Annotated in this window: 18 protein-coding genes and 1 pseudogene; 10 read left to right on the top strand and 9 right to left on the bottom strand. The window is 54.3% G+C overall.

From position 1 onward, the window contains the following. Positions 1–246: 246 nt before the first annotated feature. A pseudogene (locus E1297_RS39175) lies at positions 247–360 on the top strand (IS5/IS1182 family transposase); the annotation flags it as partial. Between the two features lie 49 nt (positions 361–409). Here E1297_RS39175 and E1297_RS39170 read toward each other — a convergent pair. The 3 genes from E1297_RS39170 to E1297_RS39160 all read right to left on the bottom strand — a co-directional run bounded on the left by E1297_RS39170 (position 410) and on the right by E1297_RS39160 (position 4,581). Next, positions 410–2,272: an acyltransferase family protein gene (locus E1297_RS39170; RefSeq protein ID WP_155147880.1), complete on the bottom strand. Its 1,863-nt coding sequence runs from the start codon at positions 2,270–2,272 to the stop codon at positions 410–412. A gap of 320 nt (positions 2,273–2,592) precedes the next feature. Then, positions 2,593–3,171, bottom strand: coding sequence for a 2OG-Fe(II) oxygenase (locus E1297_RS39165; protein ID WP_196223508.1), 579 nt, complete (start codon positions 3,169–3,171; stop codon positions 2,593–2,595). A 525-nt stretch (positions 3,172–3,696) separates the two neighbouring features. Then, the gene (locus tag E1297_RS39160; protein ID WP_155147879.1) at positions 3,697–4,581 is read right to left on the bottom strand and encodes a LysR family transcriptional regulator; all 885 of its coding nucleotides are present in this window, start codon (positions 4,579–4,581) and stop codon (positions 3,697–3,699) included. Positions 4,582–4,683: 102 nt separating this feature from the next. Here E1297_RS39160 and E1297_RS39155 point away from each other — a divergent pair, with 102 nt between their 5' ends. The 6 genes from E1297_RS39155 to E1297_RS39130 all read left to right on the top strand — a co-directional run bounded on the left by E1297_RS39155 (position 4,684) and on the right by E1297_RS39130 (position 12,327). Further along, entirely contained in the window at positions 4,684–6,126 is a 1,443-nt protein-coding gene (locus tag E1297_RS39155) for an aldehyde dehydrogenase family protein (protein ID WP_368669817.1), read from the top strand. Continuing rightward, on the top strand, positions 6,126–7,103 hold the full coding sequence (locus tag E1297_RS39150; RefSeq protein ID WP_155147876.1) for a membrane dipeptidase: 978 nt from the start codon (positions 6,126–6,128) through the stop codon (positions 7,101–7,103). Before E1297_RS39155 ends, E1297_RS39150 begins: the two co-directional genes overlap by 1 nt. A 92-nt stretch (positions 7,104–7,195) precedes the next feature. Beyond that, positions 7,196–8,785, top strand: a complete 1,590-nt coding sequence (locus tag E1297_RS39145; protein WP_244328047.1) for a hypothetical protein — start codon at positions 7,196–7,198, stop codon at positions 8,783–8,785. Beyond that, positions 8,782–9,411, top strand: coding sequence for a DUF3726 domain-containing protein (locus E1297_RS39140; protein ID WP_155147872.1), 630 nt, complete (start codon positions 8,782–8,784; stop codon positions 9,409–9,411). The genes E1297_RS39145 and E1297_RS39140 overlap by 4 nt, the downstream gene beginning before the upstream one ends. 12 nt (positions 9,412–9,423) lie before the next feature. Then, entirely contained in the window at positions 9,424–10,434 is a 1,011-nt protein-coding gene (locus tag E1297_RS39135) for an Ldh family oxidoreductase (protein WP_155147870.1), read from the top strand. Between the two features lie 78 nt (positions 10,435–10,512). Next, positions 10,513–12,327, top strand: a complete 1,815-nt coding sequence (locus tag E1297_RS39130) for a BCCT family transporter (protein WP_155147867.1) — start codon at positions 10,513–10,515, stop codon at positions 12,325–12,327. 694 nt (positions 12,328–13,021) lie between these two features. On the opposite strand, the gene E1297_RS39125 is transcribed toward E1297_RS39130, so the two are convergent. The 5 genes from E1297_RS39125 to E1297_RS39105 all read right to left on the bottom strand — a co-directional run bounded on the left by E1297_RS39125 (position 13,022) and on the right by E1297_RS39105 (position 17,375). Next, the gene (locus tag E1297_RS39125) at positions 13,022–14,029 is read right to left on the bottom strand and encodes a DUF2955 domain-containing protein (RefSeq protein ID WP_155147865.1); all 1,008 of its coding nucleotides are present in this window, start codon (positions 14,027–14,029) and stop codon (positions 13,022–13,024) included. Then, on the bottom strand, positions 14,019–15,083 hold the full coding sequence (locus tag E1297_RS39120) for an HlyD family secretion protein (protein ID WP_155147863.1): 1,065 nt from the start codon (positions 15,081–15,083) through the stop codon (positions 14,019–14,021). The genes E1297_RS39125 and E1297_RS39120 overlap by 11 nt, the downstream gene beginning before the upstream one ends. Then, positions 15,080–16,159, bottom strand: coding sequence for an AI-2E family transporter (locus E1297_RS39115; RefSeq protein WP_155147861.1), 1,080 nt, complete (start codon positions 16,157–16,159; stop codon positions 15,080–15,082). Before E1297_RS39115 ends, E1297_RS39120 begins: the two co-directional genes overlap by 4 nt. Positions 16,160–16,338: 179 nt before the next feature. Further along, positions 16,339–16,665 carry a potassium channel family protein gene (locus tag E1297_RS39110; RefSeq protein WP_155147859.1) on the bottom strand — a complete coding sequence of 109 codons (327 nt, stop codon included), beginning with the start codon at positions 16,663–16,665 and terminating at the stop codon, positions 16,339–16,341. A gap of 194 nt (positions 16,666–16,859) precedes the next feature. Beyond that, on the bottom strand, positions 16,860–17,375 hold the full coding sequence (locus tag E1297_RS39105; protein WP_155147857.1) for an Lrp/AsnC family transcriptional regulator: 516 nt from the start codon (positions 17,373–17,375) through the stop codon (positions 16,860–16,862). Between the two features lie 101 nt (positions 17,376–17,476). On the opposite strand from E1297_RS39105, the gene E1297_RS39100 reads away from it, so the two are divergent. The 3 genes from E1297_RS39100 to E1297_RS39090 all read left to right on the top strand — a co-directional run bounded on the left by E1297_RS39100 (position 17,477) and on the right by E1297_RS39090 (position 20,266). Further along, positions 17,477–18,511 (top strand): zinc-dependent alcohol dehydrogenase family protein, encoded by a 1,035-nt coding sequence (locus tag E1297_RS39100; protein WP_155147854.1) that lies wholly within the window; start codon positions 17,477–17,479, stop codon positions 18,509–18,511. Positions 18,512–18,514: 3 nt separating this feature from the next. Then, on the top strand, positions 18,515–18,589 hold the full coding sequence (locus E1297_RS51430) for an NAD(P)-binding domain-containing protein (RefSeq protein ID WP_155147905.1): 75 nt from the start codon (positions 18,515–18,517) through the stop codon (positions 18,587–18,589). A 741-nt stretch (positions 18,590–19,330) separates the two neighbouring features. After that, positions 19,331–20,266, top strand: coding sequence for a hypothetical protein (locus E1297_RS39090; RefSeq protein ID WP_155147852.1), 936 nt, complete (start codon positions 19,331–19,333; stop codon positions 20,264–20,266). A gap of 300 nt (positions 20,267–20,566) precedes the next feature. Here E1297_RS39090 and E1297_RS39085 read toward each other — a convergent pair whose 3' ends face one another. Further along, positions 20,567–21,460 carry a LysR substrate-binding domain-containing protein gene (locus tag E1297_RS39085; protein ID WP_155147850.1) on the bottom strand — a complete coding sequence of 298 codons (894 nt, stop codon included), beginning with the start codon at positions 21,458–21,460 and terminating at the stop codon, positions 20,567–20,569. Positions 21,461–21,506: the final 46 nt, after the last annotated feature.

The following is a 21,506-nucleotide window of genomic DNA, read 5'->3' as shown; positions in this document are numbered from 1 at the left end:
CGACGGCAGGCGCGAAGCTGCAGGCGTCGCAACAACTATCTCGCCCGAGGCAACAACTATGCCTGCCGAATAAAGGTCGATTTGGTTTATATGAATGGCCTCCGACGTTTCGGAGGCCATTTTCTATACTACCCTTGGCCCGGCATCGGTAATCTGAATTCCCACCATTCTCTGAGTGTCAACGAAAAATCTGGTTCTCAAGCTGTGGCATACATTTTCTCCCCACAAGTGTCATAGAACGGGCCACTCGGCCGCTGATGAGGTGGCTTCACGACCAAAATCCATCTCATCGTCAATGCACACGGCCTGCCCATGAGGACGGAAATCACACCAGGCCAGACATCCGACTACCTCGGCTTCATCGATATCACACCAATCCGCCTCTGGTAGCGTCAATTTTCAACATGACCTAAGGTTCAATTATCGATCGCATGGAAGGATGATCTCTCAATCGCTCTCCGTAATACTTCATTCCGGCTGGCGAAAAATGTTGAGAATCTGAATACAACAGATCATTGCCGACGATCACTGCGCATTTGAAATTCGGACAGACAACTTCACGTTTCAATACAAACGTGACTCCTGTCTCTTGCGCGATTTCTTGAAGCCTTTCGTCAATGCCATCGAAGTATGGGTGCCGCAGGGACCAAGCGCTGTCATTCAACTGCTCGACGCTATTAAAATCCCGGAAAACAGTCTCGGGCGTTCCGACCCACTGCGGCACCCTGCCCAGAACAACAATTTCAGCATTTGTAACGCTCTGCAGCTCCTCGATAGTCGCTTGGAGAAACTCCAGTGACACCTTTCTCCAAGCCTCTGAGAAAACAATAAAGTCCGGGTTCTGAGCAGTGACGTGGTCCAGGAAACTCTGATGAAAGTCCAAGCACTTTTGGGCAGTAGCTTCCGGGTTCGTATGATTTTCATACAGCGCATCAAGCGAAATATTGATACTTCCGCTCGAAAGTGGATCGCAGGCGCTGTTTCCGGAAAGCAATGTAAGATTGTATTTCTTCGGGGATAGCGAATACCTCAACGCTGCAAACACGTCATAAGCGTGAGAGTCTCCGAGAATCAGGATATTCTTTTTCTCGCCATTATAGTCTGGCCAGCTGATCTGGGAGATCTCACTTTCGGCAATTTGCACGACGTCTCGGCGCGCGGGAATCTTATCCAATATTTCAGCGACCAAACCTCTATTGTGATGGATGGTCGAGTAGATGCGCTGATGCGTGAATTGGAAGGCCAGACCGAAAATGAATAGGCCAGCGACCATCCCGACCAGAGCTTTTGATCCGGTTTCCAATGAAATACGCGATGCGGGCTGCTCTATACAACGATACATGAACTCGGCGATGATCACTGTTGCGAGAATGAGCGCCAGAATGCCAATCGCTGAAATGTCTCCGGGGAAGTAGGTCTTGTAAACAACCACCAGGGGCCAGTGCGCAAGATAGATTGAATAGGAAATCAGGCCTATTCTCAGCATGGGAGCTGTTATGATTGTATCCTTTTGCAGCAATGGATGAGATGCGCTGATAATCCCAGCCGTGCCCAGGCATACTGCCAAAGTGCCCCAACTCGGGTTTGGATCGAGTTCCGAACTGAAAAAAAGTGACACTCCCACAAGCAGAAATGAAACGGGAAGCACGAATGCTCTGTAATGTACAAGTCTGGAGCTAAGCGCTGCGCTGGTTAGCAATGCGCCTATCGAGAACTCGTAGATCCTGAACGGGAACTGAAAGAATGTGGTTGAAGAGGAAAATGCGGGAACCAGCCCAAGCCCCAAGGAGAGCAGGCCCACGAGAACTATCGCTCTGGCATGTAGCCTGAGTGAAATGAGCATGAGAAACAACGGCCAAATTAAATAAAACTGCTCTTCGACCGACAGGGACCATGTGTGCAGCAAAGGCTTGTAGATGCTCTCAAAGTCAAAATAATCAGCGCCTGACCAAAAGTGTATGTTGGAAAGATAGACGGAGGAAAAAATCAAAGATAACGCGAAATCTGAAATCAGATTCGGTGGGAATACGAAAAGAACAACGACCGCTGTAGCGAAAAGTGTAAACAAAAGTGCGGGATATAGTCGTCTGATCCTCTTTAGGAAAAATGACGATAACTTAAAACGCTCGTTTCGAATTTCACTTCGGATATGAGAGGTGATCAGATACCCGGAGATGACAAAAAACATGTCCACACCGAGAAATCCGCCGGAAAACCCAGGTGCCTCAAAGTGAAATAGAACAACCGCAGTTACCGCAACAAAGCGCAACAAGTCGATATCGCAACGTCTGCTTTTGGGATGAGAGTCTTGCCGATAGTCACTAAAAAGTTGCACCGCTGCAGGCCTCTTCCTAAAAAGCTCGTCTTGGTTGTTCGAACAGTTTGTTATAACAAGGTCGTGGGATCGTCCATCGTGTTACGCCCAATATCGGCCCTGAGCCGAAACTGTCGCAAACTCTAAGCTAGGTTGAGAAGGATCGACGCTCGGGTTGACCAATCCTGCCGACTGTACAACCTGATTTTGGGGAGAGATTCCTGGCGTGCTTTGCGGCATCAGGCCTTAAAGACAGCAGCTTTGCGGGCAAAGCGGACTTAGGCTGCCTTCTCAAACATCACGTCAGTTCTTAAGACAAACTTCTCTCCGCTTATAACTGGGTCACCTCGGTGAGACAGCGGGTGGTTAAAGAAAAGTGCCTTTCCCGTCTTTGGCGCAATCGTGAAATCATTGAAAACATGCGGTGAGAACACATCGGCAAAGGATGTGCCGCCACCTTCGCAGCCTTCATTGAGGTATATCATCATCGTAAACATACTGCGGTGACCAGTTGACGCCTGAAACTCGCCGTCCTGATGCCAATCGAAGAACTGATCGGCGCCATAGCGATACACGCGAAACCTTTCATTTAGGCCGACAGCGCGATGTCCTTTGAATGAGCTTGAAAACAGAGGATCCGCTTTTCTCCATAGTGCATTCGCTAGCTCCGGATCATCGAAGATCACTCGATCATTGTTACGAATTTCCTGTGCGACGCTTGTACCGCGTTCGGTTGTGATTGTTGCCGCACCAAAGCCAATTTTGTTGGCTCGACCAATTATCTGGTCACAAAATTCTGGTGTGCCGAAATCTGATACCTCAAAAACGAGGTGTTGCAGGCAAGTTGGAATGGTCATCGTCCATCTCCATGTGCAGTTCAATAAAGGGGTGTTCGCTAGATCGCCACGCGATCAACGATGGGAGCCCCTGAGAAGAGCTGAGTGGCAGGGCCACAGGAGGGAAATCGGCATTAGATCCATTATCGCTTATTGTCAGAAGGGCTTGTTTTAATCAACCGGTTTGCACTTGCAGCATATGTGAATCTAGGCTCTTCGCTTACATTCTCTGCAAACGGGATTAATGTCTGCTACCAGGTAGACTTAATTAATGGTGTATGGGATTCGCAGGGGAACTGACACCTCAGCCAGAGATCGCTTTACGTACCATCGGCTCAGTGATGATCGTGTTTGATGTGATACCCAATACACCCTTGGGAATCTGCGTCTTAGGCGAGAGCATATGCCTCACCTCGGGCCCGAGTTACTGTGTGATGCCGACCCCAAGCAAACAATTCCTCCGCCATCTACTATGCCGTTAACACGAGTGCTTCATTTCAAACAGTCAGACTTTGTAGATTGCGACAGAACCCGAAAAGACAATAGCTACTCAGTTCGCCAATCATCAATACATTCCAAAATGAACGACTTACACGCATCGGTCTGTTCCCGAAATCGTGTTCTGTTGTGGACATACAGATAGACCTGCCTTTTATCCGGCAGGTCGGAAACGGACCGAAACGCTATGGTTTCCGGCATAAACCGTGAAACGGTTTGGGGCAGTATCGTGACCCATTTTCCGGTTTTGACCAAAGCAATCAACGAATGTGTGTTGTGGAGAATTATCGCCGCGCCCTCCATTGCGCTCACGAAGGCTTGGGTTTGGATATTATCGCTCAGAGCGTTCCGCACGAACGGCGCGGCAACCACATCCTCGATTGTCGGAGGGGCCGTTTGCGTGATCAGAGGGTGATCCGCCGCACACACTAGTCCGAAGCGATCCTCAAACAGAGGGATCGCTTCAACGCCGTTGATCGGGTGGTGACCGGACGCGATCCCGATATCAGCCTCTCCTTCCGCAAGCGCATCCAGAACGCGCTGCGTGTCGGTATCGCGTATCTCAACTTTCAGTTTGGGAAACCGGGCTGCCAAGATGTCAAGAACGGCCGGAAAGATCAGCGCCCCGACTGACGGGACCGATACAATTCGAACCAGACCTTGCTCGGAATTTGCGGCTTCTCCGATGCTGTTTATAGTGTGTTCGAACTGGCGGACCTGTTTCAATGCCAGTTTAAACACTTCCTCGCCCAATACCGTTAACCGGTTCTTGCGTTCGCCTTCGAACAGCGGCTTTCCGATGTGCTGTTCCAACTGCTTCAATGACATTGAAATAGCGGATTGTGTGCGGCCAAGCCGTTCTGCTGCTTCGGCAATGTTTCCGGTTTGCGCGACGGTGCAGAAGCAGCGCAGCATTTCGATCTTGATAGCCATACTTCAATTCCTCTGAAGTTCGGTCAATTTATTTGAATTTGACTGATGCAATCAAAGGAATCCATCCTTCTGCAACCCGAATTTCTGTTGGTGGGATCCAAAGTGACCAAATTGAACTTGATTGCTGGCGAGTGGCTGGCTGGCGAAAGCGAGATTGAAAACCGCAACCCGTCGGATTTGAGCGATCTGGTGGGCATGTTTGCCCAGGCCCGTGCCGATCAGCTGGACGCAACGCTGGATCAGGCCCGCATCGCACAGGCCGAATGGGCATCCTATGGGCTGGAGCGTAAGCAAGCCGTGCTCATGAACATCGGCAATGAGTTGATGGCGCGCGCTGAGGAACTGGGTGCATTGCTCAGTCGCGAGGAGGGCAAACCGCTTGCAGAAGGCAAAGGTGAGGTTTTCCGCGCCGGCCAGTTCTTTACCTACTATGCCGCTGAATGCTTGCGCCAAATTGGTGAGAACGCTGATTCCGTGCGCCCTGACATCGAGATCGATGTGCGACGTGAGGCGGTTGGCGTTGTTGCGATCATCAGTCCATGGAACTTCCCTACTGCGACCGCCTCGTGGAAGATTGCACCTGCGCTGTGTTATGGCAACGCGGTTGTGTGGAAGCCTGCGAACATCACGCCTGCCTCGGCTGTGGCGCTGACCGAAATCATCGAACGTCAGGATATTCCGAAGGGCCTGTTCAGCCTTGTGATGGGCTCGGGTCGTTCAATCGGGCAACGACTGGTCGAAAGCCCCAAGGTCAACGCGATTTCCTTCACCGGCTCCGTACCGGTGGGCAAGGGTATTGCCGCTGCCGCCATTCAGAACCTGACCAAGGTCCAGATGGAAATGGGCTCCAAGAATGCTCTGGCCGTCATGGATGACGCCGATCTGGATCTGGCAGTCACCTTGGCACTGGGTGGAGCCTTTGGCGGTACGGGCCAGAAATGCACGGCCTCGTCGCGCCTTGTGGTGCATGAGGGTATCCATGATGCCTTTGTCGAGAAGCTGGTCGCGGGTGCGCAGGCGATGAAGGTGGGACATGCGTTGGAAAACGGCACCCAGATGGGACCTGTCGTCAGCCTGCAGCAACTGTCTGAGAACCTCGCCTATGTCGATCAGGGCAAATCCGAAGGTGCGGAACTGGCCTGCGGCGGCCAGCGGCTTGAGATGCCACATGAGGGGTTCTACATGTCTCCCGGCGTGTTCCTGAACACTACCAACGACATGCGCATCAACCGCGAGGAAATGTTTGCACCCCTGACCAGCGTCATCAAGGTCGGCAGCTATGACGAGGCGCTAAGCGTGGTCAATGACACCAACTTTGGTCTGACCTCGGGCATTGTGACCAAATCTCTGGCCCGCGCCACTCATTTCCGCCGCAACGCGCGCACCGGTGTTGTGACCGTTAATCTGCCGACTGCAGGCACCGACTATCACGTGCCCTTCGGTGGCCGTGGTGACAGCTCCTATGGCCCGCGCGAGCAGGGCAAGGCAGCGGCCGAGTTCTACACTACCGTCAAAACCGCCTATATCAGCGCAGGCCCTGTCTGATGCTGATCGATGGCCTGCAATATGCCAACTGGTCGGAAAAGATCTTCCGCCAACTGCGCGAAGGCGGCGTGGACGCGATCCACGTCACCATCGCCTATCATGAGAATTTCCGCGAAACGGTTCTGAATTTCGAGAAATGGAATCGCTGGTTCGAGCAATACCCGGATCTGATCATGAAAGGCCGCTGGGCCAGCGACATCGACGCCGCCCGCGAAACAGGGCGGACGGCGGTGTTTTTCGGGTTCCAGAACCCTTCGCCCATCGAAGACGATATCGGTCTGGTCGAGATCCTGCACGATCTGGGTGCCCGGTTCATGCAGCTGACCTATAACAACCAGTCGCTGCTGGCGACCGGCTGTTACGAGGCCGAAGACACCGGCATCACCCGCATGGGCAGGCAGGTTATCAAGGAAATGAACCGGGTCGGACTTGTGGTCGACATGAGCCATTCGGCAGACCGCTCGACCGTCGAGGCGGCTGAAATTTCCGAACGTCCTATCGCCATCACGCACGCCAACCCGCACGAATGGTCTCCTGCGCTGCGCAACAAGCGCGAGGATGTGATCCGCGCGGTGACACAAAACGGCGGTATGTTCGGCTTTTCGGTCTATCCGCACCACCTGAAGGGCAAATCTGACTGCACGCTGGAAAGCTTCTGCGAGATGATCGCCCGTACGGCCGACAAATATGGGGTAAAGCACCTGGGGATTGGTACGGACCTGTGTCAGGATCAATCCGACAGCGTGGTCGAATGGATGCGGGTTGGGCGCTGGACGAAAGAGATTGACTATGGCGAAGGCTCGGCCTCGGCGCCCGGCTTCCCTCCGATGCCGCACTGGTTCCGCGACAATCGCGACTTTGGCAACATCAAAGACGGGCTTCGCGCCGTTGGTATGAACGCCGAAGAGGTGGCGGGCATCATGGGCGGCAACTGGTATCGTTTCTTTGCCGAAAACTTTGGATCGCAACAGCCATGACCACCACGCCCCAAAATGTTGAACGTCGTGACCCTGCCCGGGTGATGCGACTTTCGCGTCTTGGGTCATTGCATCAATGTCGGCTCAGCTTCATGCGCCAGCTCACCCGCCGCATGGCGGCTGAGAATTGGGTCTTTTCCCGGCCCGTTTTTGATATTGACGCTAACGGTGTGGGCCATGCGGTGTATTCCGCGCAAGGACCCGATCGCACCTATTCACTTGTCGCCTTCGCCCATGACCTGCCGCCCGAGCAGCGTTCGGATCGTGTGATAGCCGAGGCCTGGGATGCCACCTTCGCCCTGTTCGATGGTGTTCCCACCAAGGACGATATTCAACGTCTTTCCCGGAATGTACCGCTGCAAGAGGCTGGTCGGGTTAGTGAAAGCGAGTTGTCGCTGTCGCGTGCCAACCGCTCGGTTCGGTTGTGGGCCCATGTGGTAGACCGGCTGGCTGCGGGTCAGCAGCCGGATCTCGCGCAGATCTACAAGGTTGGGTATCTGATGCGCACCACAGCGGTTTATGGATCGGGCAAGTTCGGCGCTGCGGACCGGGAAAAGATCGCCGATCGCCCCGAGGTCAGCGGCCCGTTTCAGGCCGAGATGCTCTCGGTCTATCTGACCCGGATATTCGTACGTGATCTGGTGCAGCACATGGCAAAGGCAAAGGGCGGTGCACAGACCGCGCAGCTTGACCCGAATATCGCTCGCTGGCTGGGGATCGGCAACTCGACCGGGCTGGGCATGGCGCCCTTCATCGTCAATCACCCGATCCTGTTCAACAATTGGATCATGGCACGCGAAGAGGCCATCGCCCGCGTTCGGTCCGTTGAGACCGCGACGGACGCCGAAGTGACCATGTTCCGCGAGGTATTCGAGCGCAGCAAATTGTCGATCTCGTGGTGGCTGTCTGAGCACCCGACCCAGATCGAAAAACTTGTCGCTCTGAATGCCGATCTGGACGCGATAGCCGCGCATCTCGATCAGACAGATCTGACAAGGATCCAGCCCTGGGAGCACTTGATCCAATGGTCTCAGACTGCCCTTGGCGAAGAAGGGCAAGAGTTGCTGGCCTCTCTGATCCTTGAACCATATAGCGAGTTGGTGGACGGGTTGAGCAGTTGCATGGCGGATGGCAACAGCGCAGCCTTTGCAGTTGACGGTGCAATGCCGGTCAACCAGGTGCGCGAGCTGATCCGCACGAGCTTTGGCTGGGCGCTGGACCTGGATTGGAACGCGGCCGAACATTGCGCGCGCGCCTGGTATGTTTCCGAAGAAAAGCTTGAACCCCGCCTGGGGGAACGGTTCGACGAACCGATCGCGGATTATGAACAACCTCTTGCGCCGGCGCGCGATGCGGCGCGCGCGTTTGACGCGCTGGACAACTGGTCGGGCAAAGCCCCGGTCGCAGAGTTTCTGCTGCGCCACCCGGAACATCGCCACACGGTGCGCCGCGCGCAGATGAGCCGCGTCGCTCCGTATGGTGAAATCCGGGACAATACGATTGGCGCAGAGGTGATGCCCATCGACATGCTGCGCGCCAAACTCTCGTTTTTTGGCGCCACCCATTTCGATCCGCGCTCAGACCGCTGGGTTCGCATCTGTATGTACGCAGGCGCGCCATATCCCGAAGAGCTGGGCCCAAACAATGCCGATTTGTGGGTCTATCCGGAGCTTGCGCAATGAGCTTTTCCCTGAATGAAGTCGAAGCCACCGCCAAACGTGCAACGCGCGGTGCAGGCTATGACTGGGGTGTGGCGGAAGAGGCCGGGAAGGCGACGCGCTGGCTCTGTGCACAAGGTCTTGACGGGGTGGCCGAATTGGCACGCGTTTTGGAGCGCGGGTTTGCCAGCAATTTGGATGAACACGTCCCTAAACATATGGAATCCGACTGGGCCGGGGGTATGGACTTGTGTCCGCTGATGACTGGGGCATTGCTGTCGGATTGCTCGCATTTGCTGCAATCCGGACCGAACCGGATCAGAAATTTGGCCACGCCTGCTGTCTTGCTGCCATTTGCGGCCCAAGCCGCGCGCCGTCAATCCGCTGTTGTTAGCGTCGTAGCGGGCGATTTCTGCGCCGCGACTGACGGGACGCGACTGGTACTGGAAAACGAGTGTCCCGCCCACGCAAGCGTAATCGAGGTTGCACTGGGTGATACCTTGACCAACCCGCGCGCGCAAAAGACCCGCGCGATGCCCGATCCGGCGGCATGGAATACACTTAACAGCTTTGCACACCGCACCTACGCCCCGGCAACGGAAGAATCCCGTTTGCTCGGCGCTGGTGCCGGGCTTTCCGATAACGACTGAAAAGAGACCGTCATGATCCAGACCCGCACCCTGTCACTTGCTGAAATCGAAGAGCTGTCTTTCCAGGCACTGGTCGCTGCGGGCACAAGCGAGGAAAACGCGCGGCCTCTGGCGGTCGCAACCGCTGCGACCGAAGCAGACGGGGTTGCCAGTCATGGCCTGGCTTATATCCCGATCTACTGTGAGCATGTTCAATGCGGCAAGGTCGATGGGCAGGCCCAGCCGGTTCTGGCGAAGCCACGCCCCGGTGTTATCACTGTCGACGCTGCCACCGGGTTTGCACATGCAGCCATTGAGGTCGGGTTCAAAGCGCTGATCCCAGCTGCCCGCACGCAGGGGATTGCCGCGCTGGCGATCCGCAACAGCTATAATTGCGGCGTTTTGGGGTATCACACTCACCAGCTCGCGCAGGCTGGGTTGGTCGGTTTGGGATTCACCAATGCTCCGGCTTCAATTGCTCCTTCGGGTGGCTCTAAGCCGGTGGTTGGGACCAACCCGTTCTCGATCGCCGCTCCGGGCACCGATGGGCAGCCCGCACTTCTGATCGACCAGAGCGCCAGCACCATCGCAAAAAGCGAAGTCATGAAACATGCCCGGGAAGGCAAGTCGATCCCGGTTGGCTGGGCGCTGGACCCCGATGGCAACCCCACCACCGACCCAAATGTCGGGCTCAAAGGATCGATGGCCCCTTCGGGGGGCTATAAAGGCGTCGGCGTGGCCTTGCTGACAGAGGTTTTGGCCGCGGCGCTTACCGGTGCCACCCTTGGAATCCACGCCTCACCCTTTTCGGGAACGGCTGGAGGCCCTCCTAAAACGGGCCAGTTCTTTGTCGCGATTGACGCATCTGCGACCTCAGATGACGCTTTTTCGACCAAAATTGCCGATCTTGTCGAAGCGATCCGATTTCAGGACGGCGCACATTTGCCCGGTGATGGTCGCCGGGCAAAGCGTTTGGCGGCAAATTCTGAAGGTGTAGCCGTCAACGTGGCAACGCTGGAGAAAATTGAGGCCCTGCTCACTTAGGGCCCAAATGGTGAAGTTCCGGGACACCTGCCAAATCTTTTCTGGACATCTGGACACGTGCGAACAGGGAGGTAACACATGTCAATGAAGGATCCTTTTACCGATCTGGAGATCAAGCGATCTTCGGGCGGATTCTACGAAGGCCACAGCGTCGAAATTGCCTTACTCAGCAAGTCGATCATGGTTGCGCTGGTCATCTGGGCTCTGGTTTGGCCTGCAAACGCAAATGGCGTTCTGGGAAGCCTGAACTCGCGCCTATTGGAAGACTTCAATGCGTTCTACATCATTATCGTAGGCCTATTTGCCTTTTTCCTGTTTGTCGTAGCCGCGCTGCCGCAAACCGGTAAACGGCTTATGGGTCCCGAGGGTGAAAAGCCAGAATTCTCCGACTTTTCATGGTTCTCGATGATGTTTGGTGCCGGTCTGGGTGTTGGTTTGATGGTCTTTGCGACCGCCGAACCTCTGGGCCTGTGGGGATCAAACCCGGTCGTTATTGCCGGAGACGTCGCCGGCAACACCGAAGAGGCGTTGCAGTCCGGGTATCGTTATACCTTCCTGCACTACGGGTTTCATGCCTGGTCGATCTATGTGGTGACTGGTCTTTCGCTGGCATACTACGCCTATACGCGCAACATGCCTCTGACCATCCGTACCGCGCTGACCCCACTGTTTGGAAAGCTGATGAATGGTCTTCTGGGCCATGTGGTTGATGTACTTGGAGTGGTTGCGACCATTCTGGGTGTGTCGGTGACCATCGGCTACGGCGTCTCGCAGTTCATTGACGGCCTTTATGCCATCTCGGGCATGGAATGGATGATGGACATGACCGGAGACGCGCCCGCACCCAGCACCGTTGGCCTGCTGGCAGGTCTGATCGTGATCATGGGTCTGTCGATCATTTCGGCGGTCTCGGGGGTTGGACGAGGCGTTAAGTACCTGTCGAACCTTAATTTGGTACTGTCGCTGATCCTGCTTCTGGTCTTCGTTGTCTTTGGGTCGTTCCTATTTGCGATGACCACCTATGCAACAGCGTTTGTAGACTACATCCTGCACTTCATCTCGCTCAGCTTTGGTGCTTTCAACCCGCAATCGGCAACAGCGTTTGATGCGGCTCTGCCCAGCGAGGCCGCGCCGTTTGCCGACGCGCTTTATGCCGGTGCGACCAATCCTTGGGGATCATTTGACGGGTTCGTGTCGGGCTTGGAAGGCGATGCTGCAGCGTTGCCGGAATCGGTTCTTGCTTCGGTCTACGCCGCAGGCGATCCTGGCCGTCAGTTCGGCTGGCAGGCTGGCTGGACTACGTTCTATTGGGCCTGGTGGATCGCGTTCTCGCCCTTCGTCGGCCTGTTTCTGGCGCGTATCTCCAAAGGTCGCTCGGTTCGAGAGTTCATCATCGGCTGCGTGTTTGCACCGGCGCTGGTCTGCTTTGCATGGATGACCATACTGGGAGGCACAGCAATTGATCTTGAGCTGAACGGTACAGCCGAAGGTGCGATCATCGGCGCGTCGAACACAGCCAAGCTGTTTGTCACGCTGCAAGAGATGGTTACCGGTGGTTTACTCTCCGGGATCACGGTTATGTGCGTTGTACTAATCATGACCTTCCTGGTCACATCTGCCGACTCTGGCATTCTAGTGATGAACACCATCATGTCGGGTGGCGATCAGAACATTGGTAACAAGCACAAGATCATCTGGGGTCTGATCCTGACCGCGGTGATTGGTGCGCTGATCCTTGCAGCCGGCGAGAACAACCCGATGGATGCTTTGCGGAACGCGATGATCATCGGTGCCCTGCCCTTCACGATGGTCATGGGACTGATGTGCGTGGCTCTCGCCAAGGCCCTATACCGCGATGGCTTACGCCAGAAACTGACAGCCCCGGCTGAGTAGGCTCAATTCCGGGCAGTTGTAACACGATTGCCCGGATTTCCGCCCGACAGGGTTTGTTCTCGGATTTCGTGGGGCTCTCTTGCGAATATTTGGTTGGATGAAAAGTACGTGCCGTAGCAGCGGGGCTACCCTTCGAAGATATATTGTTTTCCAATGACGGCTTTGTCTCGCCGAACAGACGTTGAGCACCTCTAGCGCGGCGTTGAAGCCTAAACGGCTGCTTAGATGGGATGCATCGCAGCCTTGTGACGACACGCTTAATGTCGGGAATAGGCGGTTCGTGACCTGCTGAACGCGCGAAGCCCGGGCCGCTGACGAAAGACTGTTAAGGGCTCTTTCAGGCGGTTCTTAGCGCGTTCAATGAGGGACTGTCTTTTTATTTGTCTGAGTACGTAAATAATGGGGCTGAATTATTGGGACTCGCTTCCCATTGAATTCAACACCCTAAGATTTTTGTGCTTTTTTGAGTGTTTCGTCGGTATAAGCTTACGTCAAACAGCAAGCCGATGAGCCGCTTCGCAATTTGGAAACCGGCGCAGTGGTTTTTGTTTGGGCTTAGTTGATCAGCAGAATACTCTGCCCCAGCACTCGGCCCAAACCCGATACTTGCGCGGGTCCCACACTGATTTCGAAGAGGAAACTTGCCGCCTACTTGTAGTCGAAATGGACAACTGGGCACTCTTCTTCGGACAACTCAAGAAACCTGCTTTTTTCTCTCAGGCCAGAACTCGTCCACTATGACATACGCAACAATCACGAAGAAGGCGGCGCCTGCGACTTGCAAAACGCGCGTGATGCTTTTGACGTCAGCCTCATCCGAAAACGGCGCAATCGACCCGCCATAAACGATCAGAACCGTTGTTAGTGCCGAGCCAGCCGCGGTGGCGAGCGGGATCTGAGATTTTCCAAGCGCTCCAAGGGCAAAACAAAAGAGCAGGCACAATAAAATGGGCGTCAGAATAACCGGTGCGATCACGTTCACCTCGTAGCAGATGATCGAAATAGTCGCCCCAAGCAGGTTTGCCGTAAGCATCGCTTTGGCGACGGCTTTGCCCATAGATGGCATGGCTGCCAATTGTTGACTAAGAAGAGCGACAAAGAACAGAACCAATAAAGCTGATGCGCCGGACACAAAAAACGCCAAGGCAAATGGAACTGTTACAAGCGACATTCTGACAATGCGGCGGTGTGGGTCAAAGTCTGGTGGCGTATCAGCTTTCTTCTGAGTGGCTGTCAAGGTTTCAGCTGGTATCAGCACAAACATCAGCGTCGATACGAACCCAGCAAATAGCAGGTTCATCGGTATCCAAAATACGAGCACCAGAGCCAGATCCTGTGATTGCAAAACAAGGTTCGGGATCATCAACGCCCCCATGAGCGCTATGACACCGGGCAAAACACCGGCACCTGAAACTGACCACATGAAGGACAGGATGATCCCGATGGCCACCAGAATAAGGAATACTACGGGATAGGGCGCGAAGACTGACGATAGTAGGAACGAGATGAACATCAATCCTATTGAGAAAACGAACAGCTTTGCGAATGCCGCCAACGGCAGCGCGGCGGGCGCTTGTAGGAACAGCGCGGTGAAAACTGCCCCGACAACCGCCAATGGCCACCCCAGAAACAGGCCCAAGGCAAAAACGCCGGTTACACCCAGCGCGAGCCGAGCAACGGATTTTCGGTCCTCAATAGGCATAGGACAGGATTGAAACCAAACGGATATAGGTCCGACCGACCGCGTTCAGCAGAGAATTGTCGCTCAGATACATGATCACATCAGCCTGCCCATTAAGCTGGAAGCGCAGATCGTCTTCGGCACTTCCGGCCTCATATCCCGGCAGTACGATCCGAACAGGGAACCGCTCTGGTTCGCGCAAGAAGCCTTTGGTGCTTGGCGGACTCGCCAACTGGCCGGGCTCATCTCCACCGCTCAAGGATACCGCCGCGCTGAAGCTCTCAATGACACCCGGAACAATTTGACCGGGGTGCATATCCAATACGACATCAACAGGAGAACCTACCGCGGCCCGGCCAAGGTTGTTTTCGGTGAAATACGCCTCGATCCAAACGTCTGTTGCATCAAGGAATGTCAAAAGGTCCTGACCGGATCGGGCATAGGTTCCGGGGGCAATCAACAGATTAGATATTACACCTGTCGCCGGCGCACGCAGCTCAGTCCATTCAATGTTTAATTCTGCATCCGCCAAGGCCGCCAGTGCGCGCTGGATCTTTGGGTTTTCGATCCCTTCGTCACCCAACCTCTGCTTTGCTTTTTCCAGATCCGCTCTGGCGTTTTCATAGTTCGCCTCAGACTCCGCCAGCTGACCTCGGGCATCATCCGCCTTTGAGACGGCGATCAATCCTTTCTTCTCCAACGCAAATACTCGCTCGGTTTGAATGCGCATGGTGTCGAGGTCACTTTGGGCGCGTGCCAGTTTGGCTTGTGCAGCACTCACCTCAGCCGAGGATGCTCCCACCTCTTGAGTTGCTGCCTCAAGATCAGCTTGCGCCTTGTCGCGTTGAATTTCGTATGGCCTGGAGTCGATCCGAACCAGAACATCACCTGCCGAGACAACCTGACCATTTTCGACAAGAACCTCTGTCACTGTTCCAGTGACCTGTGGGACGATCTGGGTCGCTATGGCCTTTACTCTGGCGTTCCCGGTAAACGGTGTCTTTCGGTCAGCGACAAGGTACCAGATCAGGAAGACAAGAATGACGGCCAAAGTGGTCCAAATCGTCTTTTTCATTTCGCCGCTCCTTCAGCGGCGGTTTCGGTTTCGACAGGCGCGTCGATCCATACTTTGAACAGCTCGTAGAAGACGGCAAACAGAACCGGCCCCATGAAGATCCCGATTAAACCGTAAGCCATCATGCCGCCAAGAACACCAATGAGGATGACCAGCATGGGTGTTTCAAGCCCTTTCGAGATGAATACAGGCCGTAAGAAACTATCCATAACCGTGACGGGAACGGCGAGTATAGTGAAGATCAACGCTGTGCCGCCGGACATAGTGCTCCAAGCGTAGATGATTACCGGCAATAGCACCAAACCAGGCCCGATCTGGATAATCGAGAGGATTAGGCAGATAAATGCCAACGTAGCGGCCGAGTTAATCCCGAACAGCACCAACAATAACCAAACGACGACTGCCTGAATGGCAGCCACTCCGATCACGCCTTTTGTCACATTGCGTATCGTCGCCCCGGCCAGTGTCACAAACTCGCCACCGCGTGGTGCGAAGACACGGTTGGCAAAGCGCTGGAGGCCTTGCACAAGACTTGGCCCGGGGCTGAACAATGCTCCCATGATCAACACGGACAAAGCCAGTCCCAAAAGCCCAATTCCAATACCCAAAACCTTTCCGAAGAGGGACTTTGTGATCTCCAGAATCTGTGCGCCATATTTGGCAAGCGCGCCATCCAGATTTCGTTCGAACAAGCCCCAGACGTCAGCTATTTTGTCCCCTACTAACGGCAATTCCTTTAAGCCTTCAGGAGCGGGTGGTATATTCAGCTCTCCTTTGTCAGCTTGTGCCGCAAATTCGGATCCAAGTTCTGCAGCTCCGGATACCGCCGTTGCGACCGGACCCAGGGTCAGAACGAGGCCCAACAAAACCAAGATTGTCGTGGCCAGTTTTTTCCTGCCACCCAACTTGGACTGCAGCCAATCGAAAACCGGATAGAGCGCGACGCAGAGTATCGTAGCCCAGATGACCACGCTTGCGAGCGGGGCAACCATGACCAGGGCGCTGTAGAGGAATAGTCCAAGAAACAGCAATCGTATCGCGAGATCGACAATCTTCGCGTCCTGGGTCTTTTCCATACCATCCCTCCATTATCAGTTTTCTAAATATTACACTCAAATAACGTGATATGTATATTTTTATTCCTTGGATGTTCCTGCAACATCTTAAGAACCCCGATGAAATCGGGTAGCGTCTTAGGCTGTTCGTTCAGAGAAATACCTGTATGGAAATTCACTTTGCTTCGATTGGGAGTAACTCAATCGTCAGCTTTATCATCGCTCTGGGACAATATTGTATCTGCCACAGTGGTAGCCGCAGTTACGAAGATTCCGAGGCCCACGATGATATAGACCATAGTGAAGATTTTCCCCGCTGCGGTTTCAGGAGAAAAGTCTCCAAACCCTACAGTCGATATGGTCACAACGGAAAAATAGATGGAATCGAGCCAACTCCACCCTTCAACATAATGATAAAAAACCGAGGCCCAAAAGATCATACCAATCGTAAAGGCAAGAAGGCCTTTAACCCTGCCATCCTTTAGGGCGACGCCTATCCCTCGTGTTATTCTGGTTAGTGAGTTCATAAGGCCACCATACCAACAAATACATACAATCAAATCTTTTAATGAATTGGCCAGAGTTTATTCAAATCTAATTGACGGTTTCTCCAGCTTGCATATCGCAATGGATTTGCAGCTGCAGCGTAAGCCCGGAATGCGGGTCGGAGCTGCATTTAAATGAGTATGCACAAATGTCTGCTGTCGGAGCGACGTGTTGATCATTGCTCTGAAACACGCACAGGCAGCTTGCTCGATGCCTTCATCTCTTTGAGTGAGAGGTTTGAGCGAATGCTGGTCACACCCGGCAGGCGCCGCAAAGTGCTGTCAACAAAGGCGCTGTAATCGTCCAAATCACGAGCGACCACGATAAGTAAGAAATCGTCCGCGCCCGTGGTGTTATGGCAGGCGAGAATATTGGGCGTGATCTCGATAATACGTTGGAATTCGTCTGTAGCGGTCTGATCATGCTCTGAACAACTAAGTTGAACAAAGGCCATGACGCCGAGCCCCAGCTTGCGGCGATTGAGGTGGGCCTGATAGCCCTCAATGATACCCGTCTCTTCCAGTTTCTTCAGCCGCCGCCAACAGGGCGTTTCACTCATGTTCAGGTGCTCGGCCAGTTTAGCATTGGTCATGCGCCCGTCGCTTTGAAGTAATTCAAGAATCTGTGCGTTGACTGTGTCGATACTGTTTAAGGGAAGGTTTTCCTCTAATTTCTCCAGTGGCGAGAGCATTCTGCTCAAGATGCTCTTAAAATGAGGCAGATTAGCAAGTCAATTTCGTCAGTGTTTGATAGCTTCCACTTAGTTTATCGACACAACCGAAAGACCCTACCATGAAAGCTGTCCTGTTCGAGAAGTTCCAAGAAACCCCCAAGGTCGTGAGCGTGGCAGACCCGTCACCGGAACCGCATGGTGTTGTGCTTAAGGTCGAAGCCACCGGTGTGTGTCGCAGCGACTGGCACGGTTGGATGGGACACGACAGCGATATCGAGCTTCCACATATCCCCGGCCACGAGCTCGCGGGTGTTGTCGAGGCAGTAGGAAAGCACGTGAAGAACTGGAAGGTGGGCGACCGGGTCACCGTGCCGTTCATCTGTGGTTGCGGGTCGTGTAGCGAATGCCATGCGGGTCATCAGCAAGTGTGTCTGCATCAGGAGCAGCCTGGTTTCACCCATTGGGGCAGCTTTGCGGAATATGTGCCGATCCACCAGGCTGACCTGAACGTGGTCGCCTTGCCAGAGGCGATGGATTTCGCCACCGCAGCAAGTTTGGGATGCCGGTTCGCCACATCGTTTCGGGCCGTGATCGACCAAGGCAAAGTCAGCGCGGGCCAGTGGGTTGCCGTCCATGGCTGCGGCGGTGTCGGATTGTCTGCTGTGATGATCGCCAGTGCGGCAGGGGCGAATGTGATCGGAGTTGATCTGGACCCTGCAAAACTGACCCTCGCCAAAAAACTTGGTGCGGTTGCGGCTATTGATGGCAAGGGGGACGTGGTCGAAGCGATCAAAGAAATCACCCAAGGCGGCGCGCATGTTTCGCTGGATGCGCTTGGGCATCCGGCGACGATGACCGACTCGATCCTTTGCCTGCGGCCACGTGGCAAGCATATCCAGGTCGGCCTTATGCTCGGTGATTATACAGCCCCTGCTGTGCCCATGCCTAAGATCGTGAGCCAAGAGATCGAACTGCTCGGTTCCCATGGGATGCAGGCGCATCGCTATGGTGCGATGCTCGATATGGTCGAGAACGGTAAACTCGACCCGGCCCGACTGGTTGGCGACAAAATCAGCATCGACGCGGCTCCCGAGGCGCTCATTAACATGGACAAGTTCCAGTCCGTCGGCGCGACTGTCATCACGAGCTTCTGAGCCATGGACAAGATAGCATTCATCGGCGGCGGCAACATGGCGTCGGCCATCATCCTAAGCTTGATTGCAAGTGGGTGAGTGCCTTTGCGGACTACGGTTGTCGATCCGAACCCCGACCAACGGAATGGGTTGGCAAATAAGCATCGTACTGGGGGGCAAGCCGCAGATCATCGCTGCTGTCGCCAGGTAAATAGACACAGACCTGTCCGGCAAACTGATCCTCAGCATTGCAGCCGGGATCACGATTGAAGCGATTGAAGACCTCTTTGTTCCGGTGGCCGTCGCGCGCACTATGCCCAATACACCTGCTTTTCATGGACCGGGAGCGACTGGGTTCTATGTGAAAGGTCGCACAATCGAAGCGCAACGCCTGGCTGCTCAAGTGGTCATTGAGGCCTTCGGGATTTGCGTCGCCGACGAGCTGGGAAATGGATAGGCCATGTTTGAACAGGTTGAGGATTATCCTGTGGATCCCATCATGATCGGGACTGACTATTTCGCTGCTGATCCTTCCAAGGACAAACACAACCTGACCGTGGGCATCTATCAGGACGAATAGGGCCAATCGCCTGAAAAATTCAAAACTCTAAGTTGCTGATTTTGCTGTAAGCGCAGCCTCACCATTAAGGTGCTCCGGCAACCATTGTCGGAGTGCAAAAACAATGGGGCTAAATTATTAAGACTCGCCTCCCATTGGATTCAACGCAAACTCTGTCCTCCCTTCTCGCCGGGAGCTTTTCATGTATTGGTGATCTAAGGGATCTAATTTGCGTCCGTACAGCTATAATAGATTTGCCTTTGAGGCAGGAGGCTAACTCAATGCGTCTAATTTGTTTTTTTGTATTGTGTTTAGTTGTGAACAGTGCAGCGGCTCAGGACGCACTACCTCTCCCTCTGCAAACGCGCTTTGGAACACTCGAAGAGGGTATTGAAGTAGGATGCAACCGCGCTGGAGACGTCTGCCTTGAGCATGCAGCGACCTTGTTGGACGGTAAAAAGCTCTGGACACACAGCAATCGCGTAGCACCCGAGTTTTTACGTGTTTTTCAATGGGGGGACGACAAAGATGTTGTTCTTGTGCGCAATTGGTCTGGCGGAGCGCATTGCTGTACCGGCTATGTTTTGTTGTCACTCAAAGCAGACGACGTCACTTTCTCAGAGGAGTTTGGCGCTCATGGGCACACCCCAAGCATGTTCAGAGTCTCCGAAGAAGGAATTTCATTTAGATTAGAACGCGACTTTCCAGCCACAATCGACCATCTGGAGGTAATGTTCGATGGTGAAACAACCAACATTCGAACGGTCTATGAGGATGACGGCGACGCAGGGATAGCCGGCGCAGATATTGAGGTCTCAAAGTGGCTGGGACACCGCCCCAGCGAGTTTTGGGAAGATGGGGCCGAACGTAACAGGTTCCGTCAGATCATGCCGGAGGAAGCACTAAATTGTCTGAGGACATCGACCAGTCTTGGATCAGAATTTGAGCTGAAAGATGGGTACTTGTACGCCAGTGGCATGTGGCCAAGCCAAGGTGGTTCGCGACACGGCTACATCGCAATTGAAGTCAGCACAGGTCTGCCATTTGCCGCGCAAATGTGGGGCGATGATGTGCATATCTTTGGCGCCCAACAAGGAACGTATTCTGGGAATTTGGCTGATTGGGTTCAACAGGATGTTACGCGGCTAAGAAAGCGGCATCAGGTTGTCTTCGGAAGCCGCGTGGCAGAGCTAAGCTACACAAGTGCCTGTTCATGACTTTTGAGGATCCTAAGTTCTGTGTTCTGAGGGCTTCTTGACCGCCCCTCTTCGCTTCGGCAGGAAATCACATTGTTGGAAACGGTCTGCCCATTGCGGTCGCTCGCCACAGCAACCGGGTGCTGCGATGCGGTCCGCCAGAGGTGACATTCGCTGCAGGTGCATGGTTTGGGATTAGGCGAACTCACGCATCCGGGACTGTCCAGTCGTTCACTGCGGGAGCTAGTTAAAAACATGGACAAGCCCTTTGATGCCAAGGGCTCACAGGCTAGATGCGCTATCCAATCATGCTGGCTGGGGTTATTTCAAACCGGCTTCATCAATAATCCAATTCCGGAAAGCCTTCAGTTGCGGTTGATCCATGGCATCGGGTGGGTAGACCAGATGGTAGGACCGGGACGGAGTAAATTCATCGCTGAACGGCCGTATCAACTGCCCAGAGTGCAATTCGTTTTGAACAAGTGGAAGCAACCCAAGCGAAACCCCTTGCCCCGACAGGACCGCCCGCAACAGAACACTGGAGTCGTCGATTACGACACCGGGCAAGTGTCCATTGGTTTCGACCCCCATAGCGGCGAACCATTCCAGCCAATCGAACTGATCTTTCCAATGCAGTAATGGCCGAGTCAGCAAGTCAGCCGGATCGGTTAGATTCGTTTTGCCCGCCAACAGGGATGGGCTGATTACCGGCGAGGTATTGAACCGCAGCAACGGTTCGGAGATCAACCCGGGCCAGCGGCCGTCGCCCCAGGCGAGCATCATGTCTGTCTGTCCGTCCGAAAACTCCACCCCGCCGGGAGAATACTGCAGGTGCAGCCCGGTCTCGGGAAAGCGCTGCCAGAAACTGAACAACCGTTTGGACAGCCATTGCGACCCGATCAGCGCGCCGACACCCACCGTGATCGAAGTGCGGCTGGCGGATTGGCGGACCTCTTGCACCGCCTTGTCCAGCCGTACAAAGATCGTGTCACAGGCCTCTGCGAACTGACGGCCGGACTCGTTCAGTATGACTGACTGGGCGTTGCGATCAAACAGCTGGCATCCGAGGTATGCCTCTAGCGATTTGACCTGGGAGCTGACGGCCGTTGGTGTCACGCCCAGCTCTGCGGCGGCACGCTTGAAGTTCCCGCAGCGTGCCGCAACGGCAAAGACACGCACCGCTCCTAGCGGGGTCTGATCTGAGGGGTTCAGCATGGATAGGCCAACTTTGAATTACCCTAGGTGTAAAATCTTTCTATCT

The sequence above is a fragment of the Roseibium sp. RKSG952 genome, assembly GCF_009711355.1.
Note: the sequence above shows the minus strand (reverse complement) of the source record. Positions and strands in the feature narration are given on the sequence as shown.